The 20868-nt window shown below is 71.0% G+C and carries 24 protein-coding genes and 1 tRNA gene; 13 read left to right on the top strand and 12 right to left on the bottom strand.

Features of this window, described 5'->3' with window-relative positions:
• Positions 1 to 4: 4 nt before the first annotated feature.
• From fliS to ACP7BP_RS02865, 4 genes are all read right to left on the bottom strand, one after another.
• Positions 5 to 385 carry a flagellar export chaperone FliS gene (fliS, locus tag ACP7BP_RS02880; protein ID WP_426242301.1) on the bottom strand — a complete coding sequence of 127 codons (381 nt, stop codon included), beginning with the start codon at positions 383 to 385 and terminating at the stop codon, positions 5 to 7.
• Positions 386 to 395: 10 nt separating this feature from the next.
• A complete protein-coding gene (gene fliD, locus ACP7BP_RS02875) occupies positions 396 to 1706 on the bottom strand; it encodes a flagellar filament capping protein FliD (protein ID WP_426242299.1) in 1311 nt (436 codons plus the stop codon).
• Between the two features lie 207 nt (positions 1707 to 1913).
• Complete coding sequence (locus ACP7BP_RS02870; RefSeq protein WP_426242297.1) at positions 1914 to 2702, bottom strand: flagellin; 789 nt, start codon at positions 2700 to 2702, stop codon at positions 1914 to 1916.
• Positions 2703 to 2862: 160 nt separating this feature from the next.
• Positions 2863 to 3726 (bottom strand): sigma-70 family RNA polymerase sigma factor, encoded by an 864-nt coding sequence (locus tag ACP7BP_RS02865; RefSeq protein ID WP_426242296.1) that lies wholly within the window; start codon positions 3724 to 3726, stop codon positions 2863 to 2865.
• A 214-nt stretch (positions 3727 to 3940) separates the two neighbouring features.
• On the opposite strand from ACP7BP_RS02865, the gene ACP7BP_RS02860 reads away from it, so the two are divergent.
• Genes ACP7BP_RS02860 through csrA form a run of 5 tightly spaced genes read left to right on the top strand, consistent with a single transcriptional unit; the run spans position 3941 to position 7386 of the window.
• Complete coding sequence (locus ACP7BP_RS02860; RefSeq protein ID WP_426242295.1) at positions 3941 to 4417, top strand: flagellar protein FlgN; 477 nt, start codon at positions 3941 to 3943, stop codon at positions 4415 to 4417.
• A 1-nt stretch (position 4418) separates the two neighbouring features.
• Positions 4419 to 5816, top strand: a complete 1398-nt coding sequence (gene flgK, locus ACP7BP_RS02855; RefSeq protein WP_426242293.1) for a flagellar hook-associated protein FlgK — start codon at positions 4419 to 4421, stop codon at positions 5814 to 5816.
• A gap of 8 nt (positions 5817 to 5824) precedes the next feature.
• Positions 5825 to 6700, top strand: coding sequence for a flagellin (locus tag ACP7BP_RS02850; RefSeq protein WP_426242291.1), 876 nt, complete (start codon positions 5825 to 5827; stop codon positions 6698 to 6700).
• Between the two features lie 11 nt (positions 6701 to 6711).
• On the top strand, positions 6712 to 7137 hold the full coding sequence (locus ACP7BP_RS02845) for a flagellar assembly protein FliW (RefSeq protein WP_426242289.1): 426 nt from the start codon (positions 6712 to 6714) through the stop codon (positions 7135 to 7137).
• Between the two features lie 9 nt (positions 7138 to 7146).
• On the top strand, positions 7147 to 7386 hold the full coding sequence (gene csrA / locus ACP7BP_RS02840; protein ID WP_426242287.1) for a carbon storage regulator CsrA: 240 nt from the start codon (positions 7147 to 7149) through the stop codon (positions 7384 to 7386).
• Positions 7387 to 7420: 34 nt separating this feature from the next.
• Here the strand turns inward: csrA and ACP7BP_RS02835 are convergent, their stop codons facing one another.
• Complete coding sequence (locus ACP7BP_RS02835; RefSeq protein ID WP_426242285.1) at positions 7421 to 8077, bottom strand: LuxR C-terminal-related transcriptional regulator; 657 nt, start codon at positions 8075 to 8077, stop codon at positions 7421 to 7423.
• Between the two features lie 195 nt (positions 8078 to 8272).
• Between ACP7BP_RS02835 and ACP7BP_RS02830 the strand changes: the two genes are divergently transcribed.
• Both ACP7BP_RS02830 and ACP7BP_RS02825 read left to right on the top strand, forming a co-directional pair.
• A complete protein-coding gene (locus tag ACP7BP_RS02830) occupies positions 8273 to 9808 on the top strand; it encodes an MDR family MFS transporter (RefSeq protein WP_426242283.1) in 1536 nt (511 codons plus the stop codon).
• Complete coding sequence (locus tag ACP7BP_RS02825) at positions 9805 to 10287, top strand: MarR family winged helix-turn-helix transcriptional regulator (RefSeq protein WP_426242281.1); 483 nt, start codon at positions 9805 to 9807, stop codon at positions 10285 to 10287. The genes ACP7BP_RS02830 and ACP7BP_RS02825 overlap by 4 nt, the downstream gene beginning before the upstream one ends.
• Here ACP7BP_RS02825 and ACP7BP_RS02820 read toward each other — a convergent pair.
• The gene (locus ACP7BP_RS02820) at positions 10255 to 11868 is read right to left on the bottom strand and encodes an alpha-amylase family glycosyl hydrolase (protein WP_426242279.1); all 1614 of its coding nucleotides are present in this window, start codon (positions 11866 to 11868) and stop codon (positions 10255 to 10257) included. The genes ACP7BP_RS02825 and ACP7BP_RS02820 overlap by 33 nt on opposite strands.
• On the bottom strand, positions 11865 to 12635 hold the full coding sequence (locus tag ACP7BP_RS02815; protein ID WP_426242277.1) for a hypothetical protein: 771 nt from the start codon (positions 12633 to 12635) through the stop codon (positions 11865 to 11867). The genes ACP7BP_RS02820 and ACP7BP_RS02815 overlap by 4 nt, the downstream gene beginning before the upstream one ends.
• A 60-nt stretch (positions 12636 to 12695) precedes the next feature.
• Here ACP7BP_RS02815 and ACP7BP_RS02810 point away from each other — a divergent pair, with 60 nt between their 5' ends.
• Positions 12696 to 13382: a metal-dependent transcriptional regulator gene (locus ACP7BP_RS02810; RefSeq protein ID WP_426242275.1), complete on the top strand. Its 687-nt coding sequence runs from the start codon at positions 12696 to 12698 to the stop codon at positions 13380 to 13382.
• Between the two features lie 127 nt (positions 13383 to 13509).
• On the opposite strand, the gene ACP7BP_RS02805 is transcribed toward ACP7BP_RS02810, so the two are convergent.
• From ACP7BP_RS02805 to ACP7BP_RS02795, 3 genes are read right to left on the bottom strand one after another with little or no spacing between them, the layout of a single operon-like run.
• Positions 13510 to 14367, bottom strand: coding sequence for an NAD-dependent protein deacetylase (locus ACP7BP_RS02805; RefSeq protein ID WP_426242273.1), 858 nt, complete (start codon positions 14365 to 14367; stop codon positions 13510 to 13512).
• A complete protein-coding gene (locus ACP7BP_RS02800) occupies positions 14364 to 14633 on the bottom strand; it encodes a DUF2277 domain-containing protein (protein WP_426242271.1) in 270 nt (89 codons plus the stop codon). Before ACP7BP_RS02800 ends, ACP7BP_RS02805 begins: the two co-directional genes overlap by 4 nt.
• Before the next feature lie 29 nt (positions 14634 to 14662).
• Positions 14663 to 16528: a beta-propeller domain-containing protein gene (locus tag ACP7BP_RS02795; protein WP_426242269.1), complete on the bottom strand. Its 1866-nt coding sequence runs from the start codon at positions 16526 to 16528 to the stop codon at positions 14663 to 14665.
• A gap of 67 nt (positions 16529 to 16595) precedes the next feature.
• Between ACP7BP_RS02795 and ACP7BP_RS02790 the strand changes: the two genes are divergently transcribed.
• A complete protein-coding gene (locus ACP7BP_RS02790; protein ID WP_426242267.1) occupies positions 16596 to 17768 on the top strand; it encodes a saccharopine dehydrogenase family protein in 1173 nt (390 codons plus the stop codon).
• A gap of 152 nt (positions 17769 to 17920) precedes the next feature.
• Positions 17921 to 17996: transfer RNA gene (locus ACP7BP_RS02785), tRNA-Arg, on the top strand.
• Between the two features lie 31 nt (positions 17997 to 18027).
• Here ACP7BP_RS02785 and ACP7BP_RS02780 read toward each other — a convergent pair.
• Positions 18028 to 18315 (bottom strand): MerR family transcriptional regulator, encoded by a 288-nt coding sequence (locus ACP7BP_RS02780; protein WP_426242265.1) that lies wholly within the window; start codon positions 18313 to 18315, stop codon positions 18028 to 18030.
• A gap of 97 nt (positions 18316 to 18412) precedes the next feature.
• On the opposite strand from ACP7BP_RS02780, the gene ACP7BP_RS02775 reads away from it, so the two are divergent.
• The 3 genes from ACP7BP_RS02775 (at position 18413) to ACP7BP_RS02765 (ending at position 20475) form a co-directional block, all read left to right on the top strand.
• Positions 18413 to 18838, top strand: a complete 426-nt coding sequence (locus tag ACP7BP_RS02775) for an Hsp20/alpha crystallin family protein (RefSeq protein ID WP_426242263.1) — start codon at positions 18413 to 18415, stop codon at positions 18836 to 18838.
• Positions 18839 to 19033: 195 nt separating this feature from the next.
• A complete protein-coding gene (locus ACP7BP_RS02770) occupies positions 19034 to 20305 on the top strand; it encodes an LCP family protein (protein ID WP_426242261.1) in 1272 nt (423 codons plus the stop codon).
• The gene (locus ACP7BP_RS02765) at positions 20302 to 20475 is read left to right on the top strand and encodes a hypothetical protein (RefSeq protein ID WP_426242259.1); all 174 of its coding nucleotides are present in this window, start codon (positions 20302 to 20304) and stop codon (positions 20473 to 20475) included. Before ACP7BP_RS02770 ends, ACP7BP_RS02765 begins: the two co-directional genes overlap by 4 nt.
• 22 nt (positions 20476 to 20497) lie before the next feature.
• Here ACP7BP_RS02765 and ACP7BP_RS02760 read toward each other — a convergent pair whose 3' ends face one another.
• Positions 20498 to 20851 (bottom strand): MscL family protein, encoded by a 354-nt coding sequence (locus ACP7BP_RS02760; RefSeq protein WP_426242257.1) that lies wholly within the window; start codon positions 20849 to 20851, stop codon positions 20498 to 20500.
• Between the last annotated feature and the right edge of the window lie 17 nt (positions 20852 to 20868).

Genomic DNA, 20868 nt, shown 5'->3' with positions numbered 1-20868 from the left:
GCCGTCACGCGCTCACCGCCAGCTGCATCGCGGCCTCGCGCCAGGTGTCACCGAGCTGGCCGGCCAGCTGCTGGCACTCGGCGGTCACAGCGGGATCGCGCCTCACGTTCGCCTGCACGAGCTGTGCGTAGAGGTAGTCGTAGAGCTGGGCCAGCGCGGGGCCGCCGTCGAACAGCTCGGGCTTGAGGCTGACGCGCAGCTCCAGCACGATGTCCTGCGCATGCAGCAGCTCGTGGTGGGCGGTCTGGTGATCGCCGTTCCCCTGGGCCTCGAGGGCGCGGCCGATGTCGAGCTGCAGCCTGTCGAAGAGCATGACCAGCAGCCGCGCAGGGCTGGCGGTGGCGATCGACGCGTCGAGGTAGGTCGCGCGTGCGTTGGGCGTCATGTCTCTTTCCTTATTCCGAGGAACCGGACGACGAGCCGAGCTGTCCGGACAGCCAGCTGGACTGGCTGTCGAGCCGGGACAGGGCCGTCTCGAGGGCGGTGTACTGGCGGGTCAGGGTCAGCTGACGCAGCTCGAGCCTGTTGTCCCAGGCGTCGATGCTGTCCTGGAGGCGGTCGATCTGCTGGGTGGCGCCGGAGGCCATCTGTGTGAGGCTGCCGTCGAACTTGTCGCTGGCGCCCTTGCCGACCGCCTCGATGCGGCTGGAGAAGTCCGAGAACGACGCGGACGTCGCGGCCGGGTCGGCGGCGTACGCCTTGTCGAACGCGGCAGGGTCGAAGACGAGCTTGCCGTAGCGGTCGGTCTGCACGCCGAAGCCGGCCATCGTGCTGCCGGAGTCGGGGTAGACCGCGGTGAGGAGCTGGTTGCGCAGGTCACGGATCGAGTTGTTGCCACCCAGCGCGCCGGACTTCTTGGTGGCGGGGTCGTACGCCGTCAGCTTCTCGATCTGCGTCAGCAGCTCGTTGACTTTGTCGACCAGTCCCTTGGCTTTGTCGCGGGCGGCGGTGGCGTCGCCGGCGATGTCGAGGGTCACCGTCTGCCCGAGCGCCTTGCTGCTGATCGTGACGTCGACGCCCGACAGCAGGCCGGGGAAGGTGTTGCTCGTCGAGTGGATGACGTCGGACCCGACGGTGATCGCGGCGTCCTGGCCGGCCTGGACGGTCGCCCCACCGAGCAGGGCGCTGCCGTCGGAGGAGGTGAGCGTGAAGGCCGACGCGGCGCCCGTCGCCGCGGACTGCACGGTCAGCCGGTAGGTGCCGTCGTCGAGCTTCATCGTGCTCGCGCGTACGCCGGTGCCGGAGGCGTTCAGGGAGTTGACGAGGCCACCCAGGGTGCCGTCGCCGGTGTCGAGCGTCTTGGTCACGCCGTTGATCGTGAGATCGACGGTGGTGCCGCCGGAGACGACGACGTCACTGGTCGTCGCGGCGCCCGCGAAACGGAGTGAGTGCGCCTGGGCGAGCTGGTCGACCCGGAGACTGACGTTGCCGGACGCGGTGCCGGTGGTCGTGCTGACGGTGACGCCCTCGTGCGAGCTGGTGGCCTTGAGCGGGGACCAGGCGCCGGGCTTGGTCAGGTCGGCGGCCGCGGTGGTGATCGCCGCGAACTTCGCGTTGAGGTCCTGGATCGTCTTGAGCGTGGACTGCTCGGTGGTGAGCTTGGCCTTGAGCCGGTCCTGCGGGATGGACTCGAGCTGCATGAGCTGGGCGATGATTCCGGCGGTGTCCAGGCCGCTGCTCAGGCCGCCGATGCTCGCAGCTGGCATGTCGTCCTCCCGGGTCTCGGCACTGGCTGTGGTCTCTGGATGCGATCTCGGAGCTGCGCCCCTGCAGGGGAGGGGCTGAAATGCAGGCTCCCGGCGAGGGGCGAGTGGCCCCTCGCCGGGAACGGGTGCTGCGGGTGTGTCGCGGCTCCCCACGAAGCCTGGACACCGCTGGTTCAGCCGCCGCCACCCTCAGGCGGCGACCGAGGATCAGCGGAGCAGGGAGAGGACGCCCTGGGGCGCCTGGTTCGCCTGCGCGAGCATCGCCGTACCGGCCTGCGACAGGATCTGCGAGCGGGTGAAGTTCACCATCTCGGAGGCCATATCGGTGTCGCGGATGCGGCTCTCCGACGCGGACAGGTTCTCGATCGCGACGTTCACCGAGTTGATGGTGTGCTCGAACCGGTTCTGGTAGGCACCGAGCGAGGCACGCTGCGTCGAGATGGCGGTGATCGCGGTCTGGACGGTGGCGCTGTCCGTGATCACGGCGGCGGAGGTGTCGACGGCCTTGAGGGCGTCGGCACCGGTCACCGTGATGGCGTCCGCGGCGTCGGAGCCGACCTGGAACTTCAGGTCGGTGCCGGCGAAGAGGTCCACACCGTTGAACTTGGTGTTGTCGGTGATCCGGACGATCTCGTTCTGCAGCTGGGTGAACTCGGAGGACAGGGCAGCCTGCGAGTCCGCGTTCTGGGTGCCGTTGGCGTACTGCACCGAGAGGTCGTTCATGCGCTGCAGCATCGAGTGGACCTCGGTGAGGGCACCTTCCGCGGTCTGGGCGACGGAGATGCCGTCCTGGGCGTTGCGGACGCCGACCTTGAGGCCGCCGACCTGCGAGCGGAGGCCCTCGGAGATGGCCAGACCGGCAGCGTCGTCCGCGGCACGGTTGATGCGGAATCCGCTGGACAGCTTCTCCAGCGACTTCGACATCTGGCCCTGGGTCACCGACAGGTTGCGGTAGGAGTTGAAGGCGTCGATGTTCTGGTTGATTCGGAGCGACATGATGTGTTTCCTTCCTGGAATGTTTTCGCGGAGCCCGTCCGTGGGCTCCGGCTACCTCATCGGCCCGGTGCGGGAGGCCATGAGAAGTTTTCTGGAGATTTCTCGCCGGGATCCGTCGGCCGCGTTCTGGGACCGGCGGGCAGCGCCTCCGGATGCCGGGTCATGCCGTGGCGTCGAGCGCCGCGGGTACGGCGCGGCGACCGGAGGACACCGCGTGCCGGGTGGCCACCGCGTCGAAGTACGCGTGGCGGCGGCGGTCGACGCAGCCACCCGGGCGGGAGCTGGGGACGACCAGCTCCGGCTCGAGGCCGTGGTTGATCGCGTCACGGAGCAGGACGAGCGCCTCGGCCCGCAGCTGCGAGACGCGTGACTCGCTCACGCCGAGCTCCTCGGCGATCTCTGCCATCGGCCGCTCGGCGAGGAAGTAGCCCTCCACGACGACGCGCAGGCGATCGGGGAGCTCGGCGATGGCGCCGACCATGTAGGTCAGTCGCTCGCGGTGCTCGAGGATCGCCTCCGGGCTCGGGCCGTGGTTGGGGATGAGGTCGTCCAGCGTCGAGTCCTCGGACCCCTGGAGCGACAGGACCTGGGCCCGGGCGATGTCGTCCTCGTTCGCCGCCACGTCGCGGGCGGTCAGGCCTGTGGCGCTGGCGACCTCCTCGGGGGTCGCGGGGCGGCCGAGGGACACGGCCAGGGCGGAGCGGGTGGCGTCGAGCTCGCGGGCCCGGCGGCGCACCGTGCGCGACGCCCAGTCGATCCCGCGCAGCTCGTCCAGGACGGCGCCGCGGATGCGCGTCGCGGCGTAGCGCGCGAACGGGACACCCCGCTCGGGGTCGAAGGACCGGGCCGCGGTGACGAGCGCCGTGAGCCCGGCAGAGGTGAGGTCGTCGCGGTCGACGTACGACGGGAGGCGGCCCATCGTCTCGCGCACGATGTGGCCGACGACCGCCATGTTGGCGGTGATCAGCTCATCGGTCGACAACGCCGCGGGGGAAGGGTTCGGCTGGGCCAACGTCTCGGTCACAGGCGCAGACGCTGCCGGACGCCCGGGGTCCGCCGAGGGGCAATACCCAATATTAGGGAGTCTGGACACAAGGTCGGGCCCAAGGTCCCGGCGGCCATGATCCGGGTGGGGCAGGAAACTCGGGTGCGGAAGTGCTCAGGAGTGCCGCGCGGTGCCCGATGGAAGGGGTGCACCCGCCCCCGAACCACGAGGGCCGCCGAGAGAGGAGAACGCCGTGGAGAAGCTGTCGCTCATCCTGTGGCGTGAGCGCGAGCTCCTGGACACGCTGCTCTACAAGCTCGAGGTGGAGCGACTCGTCCTGGTCACGGGCAACTCCCGCTGGCTGATGCACGCGACCCGTGAGGTCGAGGCCGTCCTCACCACGCTGCGCGAGACCGAGGTCCTGCGAGCCGTGGCGGCCGACGAGGCCGCCGCCTCCGTCGCGCTCGAGTCGAACCCGAGCCTCCGCGCGCTGGCGCGGGCCGCCGACGCCCCCTGGGACGAGCTCCTCAACGAGCACGGCGACGCCTTCGAGTCGCTGACCCGGGAGATCACCGCGCTCGCCGACTCCAACCGCGAGCTCATCACGGTGGGCTACCGCTCCGCCCACGAGACGATCATGGCGCTCGGCGAGGCCGTCGACGGCTACACCCCCGAAGGCGCCGCGGTGGTCACCAGCACGCCTCCGCGACTGCTCGACAGGACCCTGTGACGTGTCCGGGTCCTTCTCGTCCTTCAACACCGGCCTGAGCGCGCTGCGCTACAACCAGGTGGCGATGGACGTGGCCGCCGGAAACATCGCCAACCAGGCCACCGAGGGCTACGCCCGCCGCCGCATCGAGGCGGGCTCGGTCGGTGCTCCGCCGCAGCTCTCGATGTGGTCGCGGTACGCCGGCTCCGGCGACGGCGTGGCCGTCAACAGCATCAGCCGGATGGTCGACCCGCTGCTCGACGCGCGGGCTCGCACCGAGCACTCCAACCAGGCCTACCTGGACCGCATCTCCTCCGTGCTCGACCGCGTCGAGTCGGGGATCGGCGAGCCCGGTGACGCCGGTGTCTCGGCCGCGATGGCCAAGTTCGGGACCGGCTGGCAGGACCTCGCCAACCACCCCGACCAGGACGCGGCTCGCACCCAGGTGCTCTCGCGCGCAGCCGAGGTGGTCGCCGCGCTGCGCAACCAGGCCGGCAACATCACCGAGGAGGCCTCCGACCAGCGGTTCCGCCTCCAGGTCACGGTGGACGAGGTCAACGTGATCGCCTCCGACCTGGCCGAGACCAACAAGAGCATCGCCACCGCCAGCCTGACGGGCTCCGACGCCAACGTGCTGCTCGACCAGCGCGACGCGCTGTCCCTGCGGCTCTCCGAACTGACCGGCGCGACGGCCAAGATCCGCAGCGACGGTGGCGTCGACGTCACCGTCGGCGGGGTGTCCCTGGTCGCCGGCTCGACGGCCAACCGCCTCGAGATCGCGTCCGGGGTGGCTGCCGACGGCAGTGCCGACGGCTCGCCCGTGACGTTCCGGGTCTCCGACGGCGTCACCACGATCCCGGTCAACGGCGCCGTCCTCGGCGAGACCGGTGCCGTCGCCGAGCTGCTCAACGTCACGCTGCCCGACTACCTCGCCAGCCTCGACGGGGTCGCGAAGACGTTCGCCGACGAGGTCAACGCCCAGCACGCCGCGGGGTTCGACGCCGCCGGGAACCCCGGCCAGCCCCTGTTCTCCTACGACCCGGCCGACGCGGCCGCGTCGCTCACCGTCGCCATCACCGCCCCTGGCGGGCTGGCGGCATCGGGCCTGCCCGGGGGTGGGCTCGACGGCTCGAACGCCCACGAGCTCTCCGAGGCGACGGCCGGCCTGGACGCCTACAAGACGCTGGTGAGCGGGTTCGGCGCGCGCGTCGCCTCCGTGCACCGGCTGGCCGCCAACCAGCAGGTGCTCACCGCCCAGGTCGACGGCTCTCGCGAGCAGCTCGCCGGGGTCAACATCGACGAGGAGATGATCAACATGCTCTCCGCGCAGCGTGCCTACGAGGCAGCCTCCCGGGTGATCACGACCGTGGACGCCGTGCTCGACACCCTCATCAACCGCACCGGGCTGGTGGGCCGATGATCTCCCGGATGACCCAGACCATGATGTCGCAGCGTTCGCTCGCCGGCATGCAGCTCGGGCTGACCCGCCTGGCACGGGTCCAGGAGCAGATCTCGACCGGGCGCATCATCAACCGGCCCTCAGACTCGCCCATCGACGCCGCCTCGGCCATGAACCTGCGCAAGGAGCTGGGCGAGCAGCAGCAGTACCTGCGCAACACCGCTGACGGTCTGGCCTGGCTCAACACAGCCGACAGCACGCTCTCCTCGATGAGCCTCCAGATCCGCAAGGCCCGCGAGCTCGGGCTGCAGGGCGCGAACACCGGCGCGCTGAGCGCTGACGCCCGCAACGCCCTGGCCGTGGAGATCGAGGGGATCCGCGACAGCCTCATCAAGGTCTCCAACACGACGTACCTCGACCGGCCGATCTTCGGCGGCATCACCGCGGGTTCCAAGGCCTACGACGACAGCGGCGCTTTCGTGGGCGTGGCGGGCGGGGTGACCCGTGCCGTGGCTCCCGGGGTACGCATCGACGTGAATGTCGACGGCGCCAGCATCATCGGTCCCAACGGCGCCAACCTCTTCGACGACCTCAGCGCCCTGGCCGGGGCCATCCGCACCGGCGACTCGGCCGCGACCGCAGTCGGCCTGGACGCCCTGCAGACCGGCCTGGGCCGGGTGACCACCGCGCTGGCCGACGTCGGCAGTCGCACCGTCCGTGTCGAGGCAGCCGAGCAGGCCGCGCTCGACGCCGAGCTCTCCATCAAGACCTCGCTGTCGGAGGTCGAGAACACCGACCTGCCGAAGGCGTTGATGGAGCTGAAGCTCCAGGAGACGGCGTACCAGGCAGCCCTGGCCGCGACCGCTCGGGTGATGCAGCCGAGCCTGATCGACTTCCTCCGATGAGGAGTGCCATCATGGCGCGCACGCAGGTCAGCGAGCAGGTGAGGAGTCAGATGCCCGAGTTGCCGGTGATCGAGATGAGCCGGCCGGTGCCGGGCTTCCCGCACCTGAGCCGCTTCGCCCTGATGCAGCTCGACGACGACGGCGTGCTCTGCGCCCTGCGGTCGCTCGACGACCCCCAGATGCGCTTCCTCGTGGTGTCGGCCGTGAGCTTCTTCCCCGACTACGCGCCGGTCGTCGACGACGCCACCGTCGCCGAGCTCGGCATCGAGGCGGTGGAGGACGTGCTCGTGCTCGTCGTTCTCAGCGCAGGCACGTCGCTCTCCGACACGACGGCCAACCTGCTTGCCCCCATCCTGGTCAACACTCGCACCCTGAAGGGGGCCCAGGTCATCCTCGACGACCCGGCCCTGCAGCTCGCCGCGCCCCTGGTGGCGTAGCGTGCACCTATGCTGGTTCTGAGCCGTCGCATTGGTGAGAGCGTCGTGGTCGGCGACAACATCGCCATCACGATCCTCGAGGTCCGAGGCGACATCGTCAGGGTCGGCATCGACGCCCCCCGCGACGTGAAGGTGCACCGCGCCGAGCTGCTCGCCGAGCTCGAGCAGACCAACAAGCAGGCCGCGTCGCCCACCGACGACATCGTCGCCTCGCTGCGGGAGTCGCTCGCCAGGCGCAAGAACTCCTGATCGGCCCCTGGTCGGCCCCTGCGTCGGCGAGCCGTCAGGCGCCCTGCTCCTCCAACTGGTCCGATAGCCGCGAGGCGAGTACGGCGGCCTGGGTGCGGCGCTCGAGCCCGAGCTTGGCCAGCATCTGGGTGACGTTGTTCTTGACCGTCTTCTCCGCGATGTGCAGCTGCTCGCCGATCTGCCGGTTCGTCAGGCCCTGACCGATCTGCCACAGGATGCGGCGCTCGCGCGAGCTGAGCGAGGCCAGCTCACCCGTGGTGTGCACCGGCCCCTTCATCCTGTTGAGCAGGTGTGTCACGGCATGCGGGTCGAGCATCGACTGGCCGGCGGCCAGCGCGCGCACCCCGCCCAGCAGGGCGCTGCCGCCGATGCGCTTGAGCGCGTAGCCCGCCGCTCCGGCCAGGATCGCGTCGACGACTGCGTCGTCGTCCTTGTCGTTGGTCAGCACGAGCGTCGCGACGTCCGGCGCTCGCTCGCGCAGGGCGCGGACCAGGTCGGAGGCCTTGGCGTCGGGGAGGTCGCCGTCGATGATCACCACGTCGGGTTGCAGCCGCAGGATCTGGGCGAGTCCTTCCGCGGCCGTGGCGGCCTCGCCGATCAGCTTGACGTCATCGACGGACTCGATCACCGCCTTGATCCCGAAGCGAATGATCTCTGCGTCGTCGACGACGCAGACCGAGATGACAGCCATGGGCCCTTGTATACACGTCGCCGAGTGGGTGTTTCAGGGGTTTGGGAATATAGTTGCGCTCGACAACCTTTTTGCAGGTGTCAGGCCTCCGTACTCAAGATCGTGAATCGAGAACCCGTGTCCCAGGCAGTACCCCCGTCCTCCGCATCAGTCGCTCCCTCCCCGGCCCCCGAGCCGGCGGAGGAAGCGGGCCGGATGAGCCACCGTGAGGTGCTCGAGGCCCTCTCGGGTCTCCTCCTCGCGATGTTCGTCGCCATGCTCTCCAGCACGGTCGTCTCCAACGCGCTGCCGCGCATCATCACCGACCTGGGGGGCAGCCAGACCGGCTACACCTGGGTCGTGGTGGCGACGCTCCTGACGATGACGGCGACCACCCCGATCTGGGGAAAGCTCGCCGACCTGTTCAGCAAGAAGATCCTGGTCCAGTCCGCGCTGGTCATCTTCTCCATCGGATCGCTGATCGCCGGCTTCGCGCCGTCGATGGAGGTGCTGATCGGCGCCCGCGCCATCCAGGGCCTGGGTGTCGGCGGCCTGACCGCCCTGGTCCAGGTCGTGATCGCGAGCATGGTGACCCCGCGCGAGCGTGGTCGCTACTCCGGCTACATCGGTGCCACGTTCGCGATGGCCACCGTCTCCGGCCCCCTCATCGGCGGCCTGCTCGTCGACACCGTCGGCTGGCGCTGGTGCTTCTTCATGGCGCTGCCGGTCGCGGTCGCGGCGTTCGCCGTACTCCAGAAGACGCTGCACCTGCCGGTGATCCGTCGCGAGGTCCACATCGACTACGCCGGCGCCACCCTCCTTGTGGGCGGCGTGTCCCTGCTGCTCGTCTGGGTCTCCCTCGCCGGCGGCCAGTTCGCCTGGGGCTCGGGCACCAGCCTCGCGCTCGTCGCGGCCGGCGTGATCGTGCTCGCGCTCGCCGTGCTCGTCGAGGCGCGGTACGCCGTGGAGCCGATCATCCCGCTGCGACTCTTCAAGGACCGCACCACCTCGCTCGCGACCGCGGCGTCGGTGCTGATCGGCATCTCCATGTTCGGCGCGACCGTCTACCTGTCCCAGTACTTCCAGCTCGCCCGGGGCATGTCGCCCACGCACGCCGGCCTGATGTCCATCTGCATGGTCGGCGGTCTGCTGGTCTCGAGCATCGTCAGCGGCCGGCTGATCAGCAAGACCGGCGCGTGGAAGAGGTTCCTCGTCGGCGGCATGGTGCTCGTCGTGGCCGGCCTGGCCATGCTCGCGAGCATCGACGAGACCACCCCGCTCGTGGTCGTGGGCCTCTTCATGGCCGTGCTCGGGCTCGGCCTGGGCGCGACGATGCAGAACCTCGTGCTGGCCGTGCAGAACATCACCGCGCAGTCCGACATGGGCGCCGCCTCCTCGGTGGTGGCCTTCTTCCGCTCGATGGGCGGCTCGGTCGGCGTCTCGGTGCTGGGCGCGGTGCTCAGCCACCAGGTGGCCGGCTCCGTGGCGCGCGGCCTGGCCAAGCTGGGCATCGAGCAGGAGGCCGGGGAGAGCAACTCGATCCCCGACCTGTCCACGCTGCCCGCCCCGGTGCGCGAGCTCTTCGAGCACGCGTTCGGCACCGCGATCGGCCACATCTTCCTGGTGTCGGTGCCCTTCGCCTTGGCCGCGTTCGTCTTCGTGCTGCTCATCAAGGAGGTCCCGCTGCGCACCACGGTGCTGCGCGAGGACGAGTTTGCCCCCGAGGCGACCGCGGAGCTGCAGGGCCGATGAGCCGCACTGAGGCGCTCCTGGGCATCGAGCGCGAGGTCGGGGTGCTGATCCGCCGGGTCAGGCGGGTCATCACCGCGCGTGCCTTGATGGTGCACCCCGACCTCCAGCCGGCGGCCTACCTCATCCTGGGGTACGTCGCAGACCTGGGACCGCAGCGGTCCTCGGCGATCGCCGAGAAGTTCGCGATCGACAAGGGCGCCGTGAGCCGGCAGGTGCAGCACCTCGTGGAGCTCGGGTTCGTCGAGCGCCGCCCCGACCCCGACGACGGTCGCGCCAGCATCCTGCGCGTCACCGCGAAGGGGCGCCGCCGGCACCACGAGGTCAACGCGCTGCGACGCCAGTTCCTCGACGAGCGGCTGAGCGACTGGGACGACGAGGAGCTCGAGGGGTTCGCCGACCTGATGGCGCGCTACAACGCCTCGCTCGACGCGGCCGAGCTCGTCGGCTCAGCGCAGCCAGACCGCGGTGTCCGGAGGTAGCACCCCGCCCGGGAGGTCACCCGACGCGGCGAACACGTCCCCGGGGGGCAGCGCCGCCGGCGCCGTACCGCAGTTGAGCACGACCGTCACCGGCCCGCGCCGGAACGCCAGCACCGCCTCGTCGTCACCGATCATCTCGACGTCCTCACCGGCGGTGGCCGCGAACGTACGCCGCGCCGCCAGCGCCGCCCGGTAGAACTCCAGCGTCGACCCCTCCGCACGGGTCTGCGCCTCGACGGTCAGCGCCGACCAGCCCGCGGGCTGCGGGATCCACGGCTGATCCGGCCCGGGCCCGAAACCGAAGGGCGGCTCGGCGCCCGACCACGGGATCGGCACCCGGCAGCCGTCGCGCCCGGGCTCGCCGGTCCGGAACCAGGACGGGTCCTGGCGGTGCTCGGGAGCCACGTCGACCTGCGCCAGGCCGAGCTCCTCGCCCTGGTAGACGTACGACGACCCCGGCAGCGCGAGCATCGTCAGGGTCGCCGCGCGGGCGCGGGCCAGGCCCTGCGCACCGCCGCCGTACCGCGTCGGGTGGCGCACCACGTCGTGGTTGCTGAGCACCCATGTCGGGGCTGCGCCCACTGGGGCCACGGCCTCAAGGGTGCCGGTGATGACGTCGCGGAAGGCCTCGGCCGACCAGTCGGCCAGCAGCCACGAGAAGTTGAAGGCCTGGTCGAGCTCGTCGGGCCGCACGAAGCGCGCCATCGACTCGGGCGTCTGGGTCCAGGCCTCGGCGACCGCCATCTTGTCGGGCCCCGCCTCGTCGAGGATCCGGTGCCACGAGCGGTAGATCTCGTGCACCTCCGGCTGGTCCCACATCGGCTCGTCGGCGAGGGTGCGCGCCACCATGCTGTCGCCCGGCGCGGGTGCGGACCCGGGTGCCGGGGCGGTCTCGCCGGCCGGCCTGACCTGGTCGCGCAGCGTCTCCTCCTTGAACAGGCCGTGGGCGACGTCGATACGGAAGCCGTCGACGCCCCGATCGAGCCAGAATCGCAGCACTTCCTCGAACATGGCCGGCACCTCCGGGTTGCGCCAGTCGAGGTCGGGCTGGGTGGCGTCGAAGAGGTGGAGGTACCACTCCCCGTCGGGCAGCCGGGTCCACGCCGGGCCGCCGAAGACCGACAGCCAGTTGTTGGGCGGCTCGCTGCCGTCGGGACCGCGGCCCGCCCGGAAGAGATAGCGGGCCCGCTCCGGAGAGCCTGGCCCCGCGGCCACGGCCGCGCGGAACCACGCGTGCTCACTGGACGTGTGGTTGGGCACCAGGTCGACGATCACCCTGAGGCCGAGCTCGTGGGCGCGGCCCAGCAGCTCGTCGGCGTCGGCCAGCGAGCCGAACAGCGGGTCGACGTCGCGGTAGTCGGCGACGTCGTACCCGTGGTCGTGCTGGGGGGAGGTGTAGAACGGCGTGATCCACACGGCGTCGACCCCCAGATCCCGCAGGTACGGCAGCCGGGACGTGATGCCCGGCAGGTCGCCGATGCCGTCGCCGTCGCTGTCGGCGAAGCTGCGGACGTAGACCTGGTAGACCACGGCGTCGCGCCACCACTGGTGGTGCTCTGCCGTCGGGTCGGGCGGAGTCATGCGAAGTCCTTCGGGTCGATGGCGATCCAGACGTGCTCGGCCCGGGCGACCACCCGGCCGTCGGGGTCGTAGAGCGCGGCCGCCGTGAAGGTCTTGCGGCCCTCGCGTCCCCGGGCCTGGCCGACGACCACGTGCTCGTCGCCGACCACCGGCAGGGTGTCGACCTGCGCGGTGATCCGGCCGAGGACCATCAGGCGCTCCTCCAGGTCACCCGCCCAGCCGCCCACGCAGTCGAGTGCGGCCCAGGTCACGGCGAGCGACGTACGGCGTACGTCGTCGGGGTCGGCGGGCTGGTCCTGAGCCAGGCTCGGGTGCGGCGTCCAGGTCGCCGCGACGCGGGTCGCAGCGCCGGCGGGCGCGACCGGGCCGGGGAAGATCCGCAGCCCGTCGCCCTCCTCACGCGCTGTCCCGCACACGAAGCAGGTGGGGAACGGATGGGAGCGCAGCCCCGGGTACGCCGCCCGGGCGGCCCGGGCGAGCCTGACCTCGACGGGCTCCACGGTCTCGAGGGCGGCCTCCACCGGTCTCGCCTCGGCCACGGTGGCGCCGTCGTGCAGGGCGAGCGTGACGCCGTCACGCACGGTGACCGCCATCTCCGTCTCGAGAGGCGGTGGCCTGCGGAGCGAGACCTCGATGGCGGGCCACGCGTCGGCGGGGGCACCGCGGCGCTCGGCGTCCACCAGCGCGGCCAGGGCGCCGGCGGTCCAGCCGCCGTTGCCCGACGACGGTGGGCCGCAGTAGCGGGTGGGCACGATCAGCTCGGTCACGGTCCCAACCCTGCCACCTGGGGGCCCACCCGATGCGGGGGCATAGGACACAATGGCTTGGTGAGCGACCTGATCGACACCACCGAGATGTACCTCCGCACCATCTACGAGCTGGTCGAAGAGGGCATCGTCCCGCTGCGTGCCCGCATCGCCGAGCGGCTGCACCAGAGCGGCCCGACCGTGTCGCAGACGGTGGCCCGCATGGAGCGCGACGGCCTGGTCACGGTCGAGGGTGACCGCCACCTCCAGCTCACCGACGAGGGTCTGCGGCTCGCGACCCGGGTCATGCGCAAACACCGGCTCGCCGAGCGCCTGCTCACCGACGTCATCGGCCTCGACTGGGAGCTGGTGCACGCGGAGGCCTGCCGCTGGGAGCACGTCATGTCCGAGACGGTCGAGCGGCGCCTGATCGAGCTGCTCGACCACCCCACGTCCTCGCCGTACGGCAACCCGATCCCGGGCCTCAGCGAGCTCGGCGAGTCCGGCCTCGGCGAGGAGTTCATGGAGGGCGTCCAGCCGCTCGCCACCGCGGCCGGAGGCGCCGAGTCGCGCGTGCACATCCGCCGGATCTCCGAGGAGATGCAGAAGGACGAGGTGCTGATGAGCGCGCTGCGCCGCGTCGGCGCGCTGCCCGACAAGACGGTCACCGTGATCGCCACCGCCGGCGGGGTCCTGGTCGGCTCCGGCGGCGAGACCGCCGAGGTCGACCTCGAGGCGGCCGACCACATCTTCGTGCGGGCGCTCTGAGGCGAGCGCGGTGGTCGTGATCCCCGGATATCCGGGGATCACGACGCTTCGACGGCGTTGCAACGCCGGCAAAGCGCAACGAACGACGGCAAGGCTGCGGTCGGGAGCACCAACGGAGCCGCGGCGATCAGGCCGACAGCTCCGCCGACCGGCCACGTCCTGCGGCACCCACTCGCGGCTCGCCGGCGCGGTCGACCAGCGCGGTCAGGAACTCGCTGCACCCCGCCTCCACGGTGTACGACGCCAGCGCGTCGCCGCGAGTCGCCCCCCGGTTGACGATGACGACCGGAGTGCCCCGGCTCGCCGCGCGCTTGACGAACCTCAGCCCGCTCATCACCGTCAGCGACGACCCGACCACCAGCAGGGCGCCGACCTCGCCGAGTGCCTCCACCGCCGCATAGCACCGCTCCACGCGCGGGGGCGGCACGTTCTCGCCGAAGAACACCACGTCCGGCTTCAGCACGCCGCCGCACCCCGCACAGTCGGGCACTATGAAGTCCGCGGTCTCGGCGAGGTCCACGTCACCGTCCGGGCGGGCGGCGACGTCGGCGTGCCGTTCGGCCCAGCCCGGGTTGAGGGCGGCCATCCGCTCCTGCATCGCGACCCGCGGCGACGTCTCCCGGCAGTCGAGGCAGATGACGTCGGCCACCCGGCCGTGCAGGGCGACGAGCCGCTGCGACCCGGCCCGCTCGTGGAGCCCGTCGACGTTCTGGGTGATCAGCAGCTCGGGGTCGAGGCGAGCCAGCGCGAGGTGCCCGGCGTTGGGGGCCGCGGTGCCCATCCGCCCCCAGCCGACATGGCTGCGCGCCCAGTAGTGGCGGCGCGCCGCCGGCCCCGAGCGGAACTCCTGGAAGGTCATCGGCTGCCGCGGCACCGAGCCCGGGCCGCGGTAGTCGGGAATGCCCGAGTCGGTCGACAGCCCCGCCCCGGTGAGTACGACGAGTGGCCGGCCGGCCAGGAAGTCGACGACCCGGGGGAGTGTCACCGGGCGTACCGGAGCTCCGCCCGGGCGCGCGTCTTGGCGGCCTCGACGTCGCGGTCCTTCGGCGGGGCGGTGGTGACCAGGCTGTCGAGCAGGTGCCGGGTGACGTGCGCGATCTCGTGCACGGCGGCGTCGAACGCCTCCTTGTTCGCCTGGGACGGCTTGGTGGTCCCGCTGACCTTGCGGACGTACTGCAGCGCGGCGGCGGCCACCTCGTCGCCGGTGGCCGGCGGCTCGAAGTTGTTGAGGGGTCTGATGTTGCGGCACATGCCCCCAGAGTACGACGGGAGCGAGGGCTCTACAGGTCCAGGAAAGACAGCCCGTCGCCGGTGACCAGCACGACCCGGCCCGACGGCAACGGCACCATCCGGACCTCGGCGATCTCGTCGCCGTACTCCACCGGCAGCAGCTCACCCTCCATCCGGCCGTCTCCCAGCCGCAGCACCGAGACCCAGCCGGTGCGACCCTCCCAGCCCTTCGAGACGACCGTCAGCGCGATGCGCTGCTCGGGCAGCCACGTGAACTGGCGCGGGTCGGTCGCGGCGCCGGCCTGGGACATCCGGGGGTACTCCACCGTGTCGAGGCGGCGCGGGTCGGTGAGGTCGGTGACGTCGAAGAGGGCGGCCTGGGCGCCCGTCGTCGTGCCCGCCAGCGTGGCGTCCTGCCCGACGCCGATCATCCGGTCCGCGCCGAGCGGGTGCAGGTACTCGCTGTAGCCCGGGATCTTGAGCATCCCGAGCGACTCGGGCTCCTCGACGTCGCTGAGGTCGACGGCGTACAGCGGGTCGACCTGGCGGAACGTCACGAGGATGGCGAGGTCGTCGAACCAGCGCACCGAGCGGATGTCCTCGTGGGGCCCCAGCCCGTCGAGACGGCCCACCTCGACGAGCTCGTCGTCGTCCTCGCGCAGGGTCACCACGGAGTTGAAGCTCCCGGTCGCCGACGTGGCACCGAGGGCCAGGCGGAGCACCCCGTCGGCGGAGTCCATCGCCCAGCGGTCGCGGATCTCGCCGTCGACCTCGCCGGAGGCGACGTACTCGGTGGTCGCGCCGTCGAGGCTGAAGGCGAAGAGCTGGGTGGTGCCGTCGACCTGAGGGACGGTGGAGTCCGAGAACGGGCTGGTGAGGCTCTCCACGCAGCACCAGCCCCAGCCCGCGCTGGTCGCGAGATACATCCGGTCCGCGGAGAAGTACGTCGTCTGCGCGTCGGTAGCGACTGCCGAGACCGTCCGGTCGGTCGTCCCGCCCGGGTCCAGCGCGACCACGGTCATCGTGCCCAGGGCGGCCTCGTCGTCGGCCGGCACCGCCACCTCGGAGCAGTCCGCGACGAGCTCGCCGGTCGCCGGGTCGACGGTGTCGTCGTCGGTCACCGCCACGACGTTCGGCAGCCAGTCGTCGAGGGTGCTGTCGCGCACCACCGCCTCGTTCTCGCGGCGCGCGCTCGGCTCGCCCCGGTCCTCCTCGGGCGTCACGAAGTCGAGCTCCGGCAACCCCGTGCTGAGCACCAGCCGCACCACGTCGTCGTTGAGTCGCATCGTGACCAGCGCAGCGTCGTACACCCAGGTCCCAGAGACCGTGGGCGCTGCCGGGTCGCTCACGTCGACCACGACCATGCGGGTGTCGCCGTCGCGGCGCGGCAGGTTGGCGCCGGTCACGACCAGCCGATCGCCGACGAGCAGCATCTCGGCATCGGCGATGCCGTCGAGGTCGAGGCTGGCGAGCTCGACGACCTCCTCGCCGGTGGCGTCGTACGTCGTGAGCTCGTCGTCGTTGATCCGGAAGACGTGCTCGCCGTCGGTCTTCACCACGTCGGGCTCGTCGACCCCGGCCTCCTGCACGTTGGTCCCGGTGTCGCCGTTGGTGGCACGGGTGGTCGTCGGCGCGGCCCCGAGAGAGTCGGACGCGGCGGCGCGCTCGCCCTCGGCGGCGTAGACGACGCCGCCACCGCCCCACCCCCACGGCCCGACCCGGTCGATCGCTCGCTGGACGTAGGAGTCGAGCAGGTCCTCGCAGGAGTCCGGCGCCGTGAGATCGGCGTTGACCAGCTGCACCGGTGGGGTGCGCACACCTGGGGGCGACGACACTCCGGCATCACCGGTCGCCACGAGCACGCCCGCACCGAACGCAGTGGCCAGGGCCGCCGTACCCGTCACTGCCGCGATCACCCGTCGTCTCATGTGCACTCGGACGGTCGGGGTGCCGTCGCGGTTCCGCGGCTGCGACGATGACGGGATGCCTGCGGCCCGCGAGCTCGACATCGTGCTCTTCGGAGCGACCGGCTTCACCGGCGGACTCACCGCCGACTACCTCGCCACCCACGCGCCCCCCGGGCTGCGGTGGGCGCTGGCCGGCCGGAACGCCGACAAGCTGGAGACCGTGCGCGACCGTCTCGCATCCCTCGACGAGCGTTGGGACGAGCTGCCGCTCCTCCACGCCGACGTCACCGACCCCGACACCCTCGCGGCCGTCGCCGAGCGCGCCCGCGTCGTGATCACCACCGTCGGCCCCTACCTCGAGTACGGCGAGCCGCTGGTCGCCGCGTGCGCGGCGGCCGGCACCGACTACGTCGATCTCACCGGGGAGCCGGAGTTCGTCGACCTGATGTGGGCCGCCCACCACGAGACGGCCGTCGACTCGGGCGCTCGCCTCGTGCACGCCTGCGGCTTCGACTCGGTGCCGCACGACCTCGGCGCGCTCTTCACCGTCGGCCATCTGCCCGACGACCAGGCGATCTCGCTGCGTGGGGTGGTCCGGCTCAAGGCGACGTTCTCGGGCGGCACCTTCCACTCGGCGATGCACTCCTTCTCCCGGCGTGGGGAGATGAGGGAGGCCCGGAGCGCGCGCCGCTCCGCCGAGCCTCGCCCCGAGGGGCGGTCGTCGAAGCCGACTGGCGCGCGGCCGCACCGGGACCCCGTGCTGGGCTACTGGCTCCTGCCGCTCCCGACGATCGACCCGATCATCGTCGCGCGCAGCGGCGCCGCCCTGCCGGCGTACGGACCGAGGTTCCGCTACTCGCACTTCGCCGGCACCCGCACCCTGCCGTACGCCGTCGGCGGCGCTCTCGGCGCCGGGCTACTCGGCCTCGCCGCCCAGGTGAGGCCGCTGCGCGAGCTGGCCCTCAGGCGGGTGCCGCGCGGGGAAGGGCCCGACGCGGCCCGGCGCGACGCATCGTGGTTCACCGTCCACTTCGTCGGCGAGGCCGGCGGCCAGACGGTGCGCACGAAGGTCTCCGGCGGCGACCCCGGCTACACCGAGACCTCGAAGATGCTCGCGCAGAGCGCCTTGTGCCTCGCCTTCGACGACCTGCCGCCCACCGCCGGCCAGGTCACCACCGCACAGGCCATGGGCCAGGCGCTGATCGATCGCCTGCGGGCCGACGGCATCACCTTCGAGGTCGTCGCCTGACCCGGTCTCGCCCGGTAGTCCGGTGCGTTTCGGGGCTCCTGGACCCCCGCGAGCCGCATTCTGCACCGGACTACCGCGGGGCGTGGGTCCGCGCGGGCGACCTCGCGGCTGCGTGGCAAGATGTTCCCTCGGCCGGTCGGAGAGACGGCCAGGCCCCAGTAGCTCAGTGGATAGAGCAGCCGCCTCCTAAGCGAAAGGTCGCCAGTTCGACTCTGGCCTGGGGCACCACCACCTCGTTCGAGCGCCGTTGTTCGAGCGCTCACGCGGATGCGGCCTCTTCGTCCCCGAGGCGCTCGCGCAGTCGCTGGACGACGTCCTCCAGCTCGAGCACCCGGGCGATGCCGGCCAGGTTCAGCCCCTCTGCGAGCAGGTCGCGGATCCGGGTGAGGACCTCGATGTCGTCGGGGCTGTAGAGGCGGGTGCCGCCCGGCGTCCGGTCGGGCGTGACCAGGCCCCGGCGTTCGTAGACGCGCAGGTTCTGGATCTCCATGGAGACCATCGAGGCGGCGACCGAGATGGCGTAGACCCCGACGTACGGCTCGGACATCGCATCTCCTCCGGGCTTGAACTACTCACATGTGAGTGGTACAAAATCTCTATCAGATGTTACAGGTCATCTGACACCAAGACGAGAGGAGCTTCCCATGCTGCTTCGCAACACCGACCCCTTCCGCGACTTCGACCGCCTCACTCAGCAGCTGCTGGGCACCACCAATCGTCCGGCGGTGATGCCGATGGACGCCTGGCGGGAGGGCGACCAGTTCGTCATCGAGTTCGACCTGCCCGGGGTCGTGAAGGACTCCATCGACCTCGACATCGAGCGGAACGTCCTGACGGTCCGGGCCGAGCGCGTCGGCCGCAACGGCGACTGGGAGATGCTCGCCTCCGAGCGGCCCAGGGGTGCCTTCAGCCGGCAGCTCGTCCTGGGCGACAACCTCGACCTCGAGCACATCCAGGCGAGCTACGACGCGGGCGTGCTGCGCCTCCTGGTCCCGGTCGCCGAACGAGCCAAGCCCCGCAAGATCGAGATCGGCGAGAGCAGCGACCAGCCGACCGCGATCACCAGCTGAGGCCGGGCCGCTCCGAACGAGGGTCCGTGGGGCACCGGCCCCGCGGACCCTCGCTCGCGCTGACCGAGCGATAGCACGGCGGAATTGGCGTACGGCGGCCGGGCTAGCACACTGTTTGCCGAGGTCGCGTAGGTTCGACCCCAGTTCAGCCCCGCCGGTCTTCTCCGGCCTGTCAGCAGCCCGAGGTGCACCCGCGTGTCCGACGCACATACAGACGAGCCATCGGAGCGTCCCGCCGCGCCCACGAGACGCCCCAAGAGACGCGGGCGCGGCAAGAAGAAGCACACGGTGGCCTACGTGCTGCTCTCCTCGCTCGTGGTGCTGGCGCTGGTCACCGGCCTGTCCGTCGTGTACTTCTACCGCAGCCTCAGCGGGAACCTCAACGTCGTCGACGTGATGGGCGAGGTCGACAACACTCCCGAGAAGGTCAAGGTCGAGGGACCCAAGCAGCCGATCAACGTCCTGGTGATGGGGTCCGACACCCGCGAGGGCGAGGGCAACCAGATCGACGGTGAGGTGGGCGCGGCCGGCTCCGACACGACGATCCTGCTGCACCTCTCGGCCGACCGCTCGCGGGCGTACGGCGTGAGCATTCCGCGTGACTCGCTCGTCACCCGCCCTGACTGCGGCAAGAACAACGAGATCGCCGGCGGCACCGACCAGATGTGGAACGCCGCCTACAGCCTCGGCCAGCAGGCCTGCACGATCGAGCAGTTCCAAGAGCTCACCCACATCGCGATCGACCACTACGTCGTCCTCGACTTCAACGGCTTCAGGGACATGGTCGACGCCATCCACGGCGTCCCGGTCTGCATCCCCGAGGACATCGAGGACCCCGCGCACAACATCTCCATCCCGGCCGGCAGGCGCGACATCAAGGGCGCCGAGGCACTGAGCTATGTGCGGGTGCGTCACGAGGTCGGCGACGGCTCCGACATCAGCCGCATCACGCGTCAGCAGACGTTCATCGCCGCGATGGCGAAGAAGGTCATCTCCGGCGGCACCCTGGCCCGGCCCGACCGGTTGATCGGGTTCCTGCGGGCGGTCACCAAGTCACTGACCGTCGATCCCGGCCTGAAGAACCTCAGCAAGATCGGCGGCCTGGGCGTCCAGTTCCAGAGCATCGGCCTCGACAACATCCAGTTCCTGACCGTCCCCTTCAAGTACGACGAGCGGCCCGAGTTCAGCGGCCGCGTCGTCTGGACGCCGGAGGCCAAGTCGCTGTGGCGCAAGATCCGCAACGACGAGCCGCTCAGCAAGCGCCTCACCTCCGGCGCGATCAACGCCGCGACCGCGCCGGGCAAGGGCGAGTCGCCCTCGTCGACCGAGTCTCCCTCCGGGTCGGAGTCGCCGTCGGGCTCGGAGTCGCCGTCGGACACCACCTCGCCGTCGGGGACGACGTCACCGTCGGACCAGGAGTCCCAGGAGGCTGCTGAGAACGCCGCCGAGAACGGCCTCTGCGCATGACCGGGGACGACGTCCCCGAGCCCGAGTGGGCACGCCGCAAGCGGCTGGCGGAGGTGTTCGGCGACGTCCTCCCGGACACCACGAACGACGAGCGCGAGCCGGAGGCGCCGCGACAGGAGTCCAGCGCCGAGGAGTGGCTGCGCGCCCAGGTGCCGCCGCACCACGGCTGATCGCGCGAGTCTCAGGGGTCGGTCAGACGCTGCGGCTCGCCTTGAGGAGGTCACGGATCTCCTCGAGCAGGGCGATGTCGGCGGGCGTGCCGGCCGGCTCGTTCGGGAAGAACCTCTCCTTGGCCTTGGTGTAGGGCAGCACCACGAAGAAGTAGACGACCGCGGCCAGCAGCACGAACGAGATGACGGCGTTGAGGAAGGCCCCGAACGTCTGCTCGCCCGTGCTGAAGTACTCCGACCCGGCACCGTTGGGCATCAGGCCGGTCAGCCACTCGGTGAACCTGGCCACGACGGCACCGAAGGCGGTGCCGATGATGACCGCCACGGCCAGGTCGACGAGGCTGCCGCGCAGGATGAAGTTCTTGAATCCACTCATGAGGGCTCCTAGTCGCT

This window comes from Nocardioides sp. LHG3406-4 (genome assembly GCF_049897745.1).
GTDB lineage: Bacteria > Actinomycetota > Actinomycetes > Propionibacteriales > Nocardioidaceae > Nocardioides.
The sequence above is the reverse complement of the archived record's forward strand: the minus strand, read 5'-3'. Positions and strand labels throughout refer to the sequence as shown.

Coding starts and splice junctions, on each gene's coding strand:
- ACP7BP_RS02765 (WP_426242259.1), top strand. CDS start 20,302: ATGACCGGGGACGACGTCCCCGAGCCCGAGTGGGCACGCCGCAAGCGG.
- csrA (WP_426242287.1), top strand. CDS start 7,147: ATGCTGGTTCTGAGCCGTCGCATTGGTGAGAGCGTCGTGGTCGGCGAC.
- ACP7BP_RS02790 (WP_426242267.1), top strand. CDS start 16,596: ATGCCTGCGGCCCGCGAGCTCGACATCGTGCTCTTCGGAGCGACCGGC.
- fliD (WP_426242299.1), bottom strand. CDS start 1,706: ATGCCAGCTGCGAGCATCGGCGGCCTGAGCAGCGGCCTGGACACCGCC.
- ACP7BP_RS02845 (WP_426242289.1), top strand. CDS start 6,712: ATGGCGCGCACGCAGGTCAGCGAGCAGGTGAGGAGTCAGATGCCCGAG.
- ACP7BP_RS02870 (WP_426242297.1), bottom strand. CDS start 2,702: ATGTCGCTCCGAATCAACCAGAACATCGACGCCTTCAACTCCTACCGC.
- ACP7BP_RS02800 (WP_426242271.1), bottom strand. CDS start 14,633: ATGTGCCGCAACATCAGACCCCTCAACAACTTCGAGCCGCCGGCCACC.
- ACP7BP_RS02775 (WP_426242263.1), top strand. CDS start 18,413: ATGCTGCTTCGCAACACCGACCCCTTCCGCGACTTCGACCGCCTCACT.
- ACP7BP_RS02780 (WP_426242265.1), bottom strand. CDS start 18,315: ATGTCCGAGCCGTACGTCGGGGTCTACGCCATCTCGGTCGCCGCCTCG.
- ACP7BP_RS02760 (WP_426242257.1), bottom strand. CDS start 20,851: ATGAGTGGATTCAAGAACTTCATCCTGCGCGGCAGCCTCGTCGACCTG.
- fliS (WP_426242301.1), bottom strand. CDS start 385: ATGACGCCCAACGCACGCGCGACCTACCTCGACGCGTCGATCGCCACC.
- ACP7BP_RS02850 (WP_426242291.1), top strand. CDS start 5,825: ATGACCCAGACCATGATGTCGCAGCGTTCGCTCGCCGGCATGCAGCTC.
- ACP7BP_RS02835 (WP_426242285.1), bottom strand. CDS start 8,077: ATGGCTGTCATCTCGGTCTGCGTCGTCGACGACGCAGAGATCATTCGC.
- ACP7BP_RS02825 (WP_426242281.1), top strand. CDS start 9,805: ATGAGCCGCACTGAGGCGCTCCTGGGCATCGAGCGCGAGGTCGGGGTG.
- ACP7BP_RS02830 (WP_426242283.1), top strand. CDS start 8,273: ATGAGCCACCGTGAGGTGCTCGAGGCCCTCTCGGGTCTCCTCCTCGCG.
- ACP7BP_RS02820 (WP_426242279.1), bottom strand. CDS start 11,868: ATGACTCCGCCCGACCCGACGGCAGAGCACCACCAGTGGTGGCGCGAC.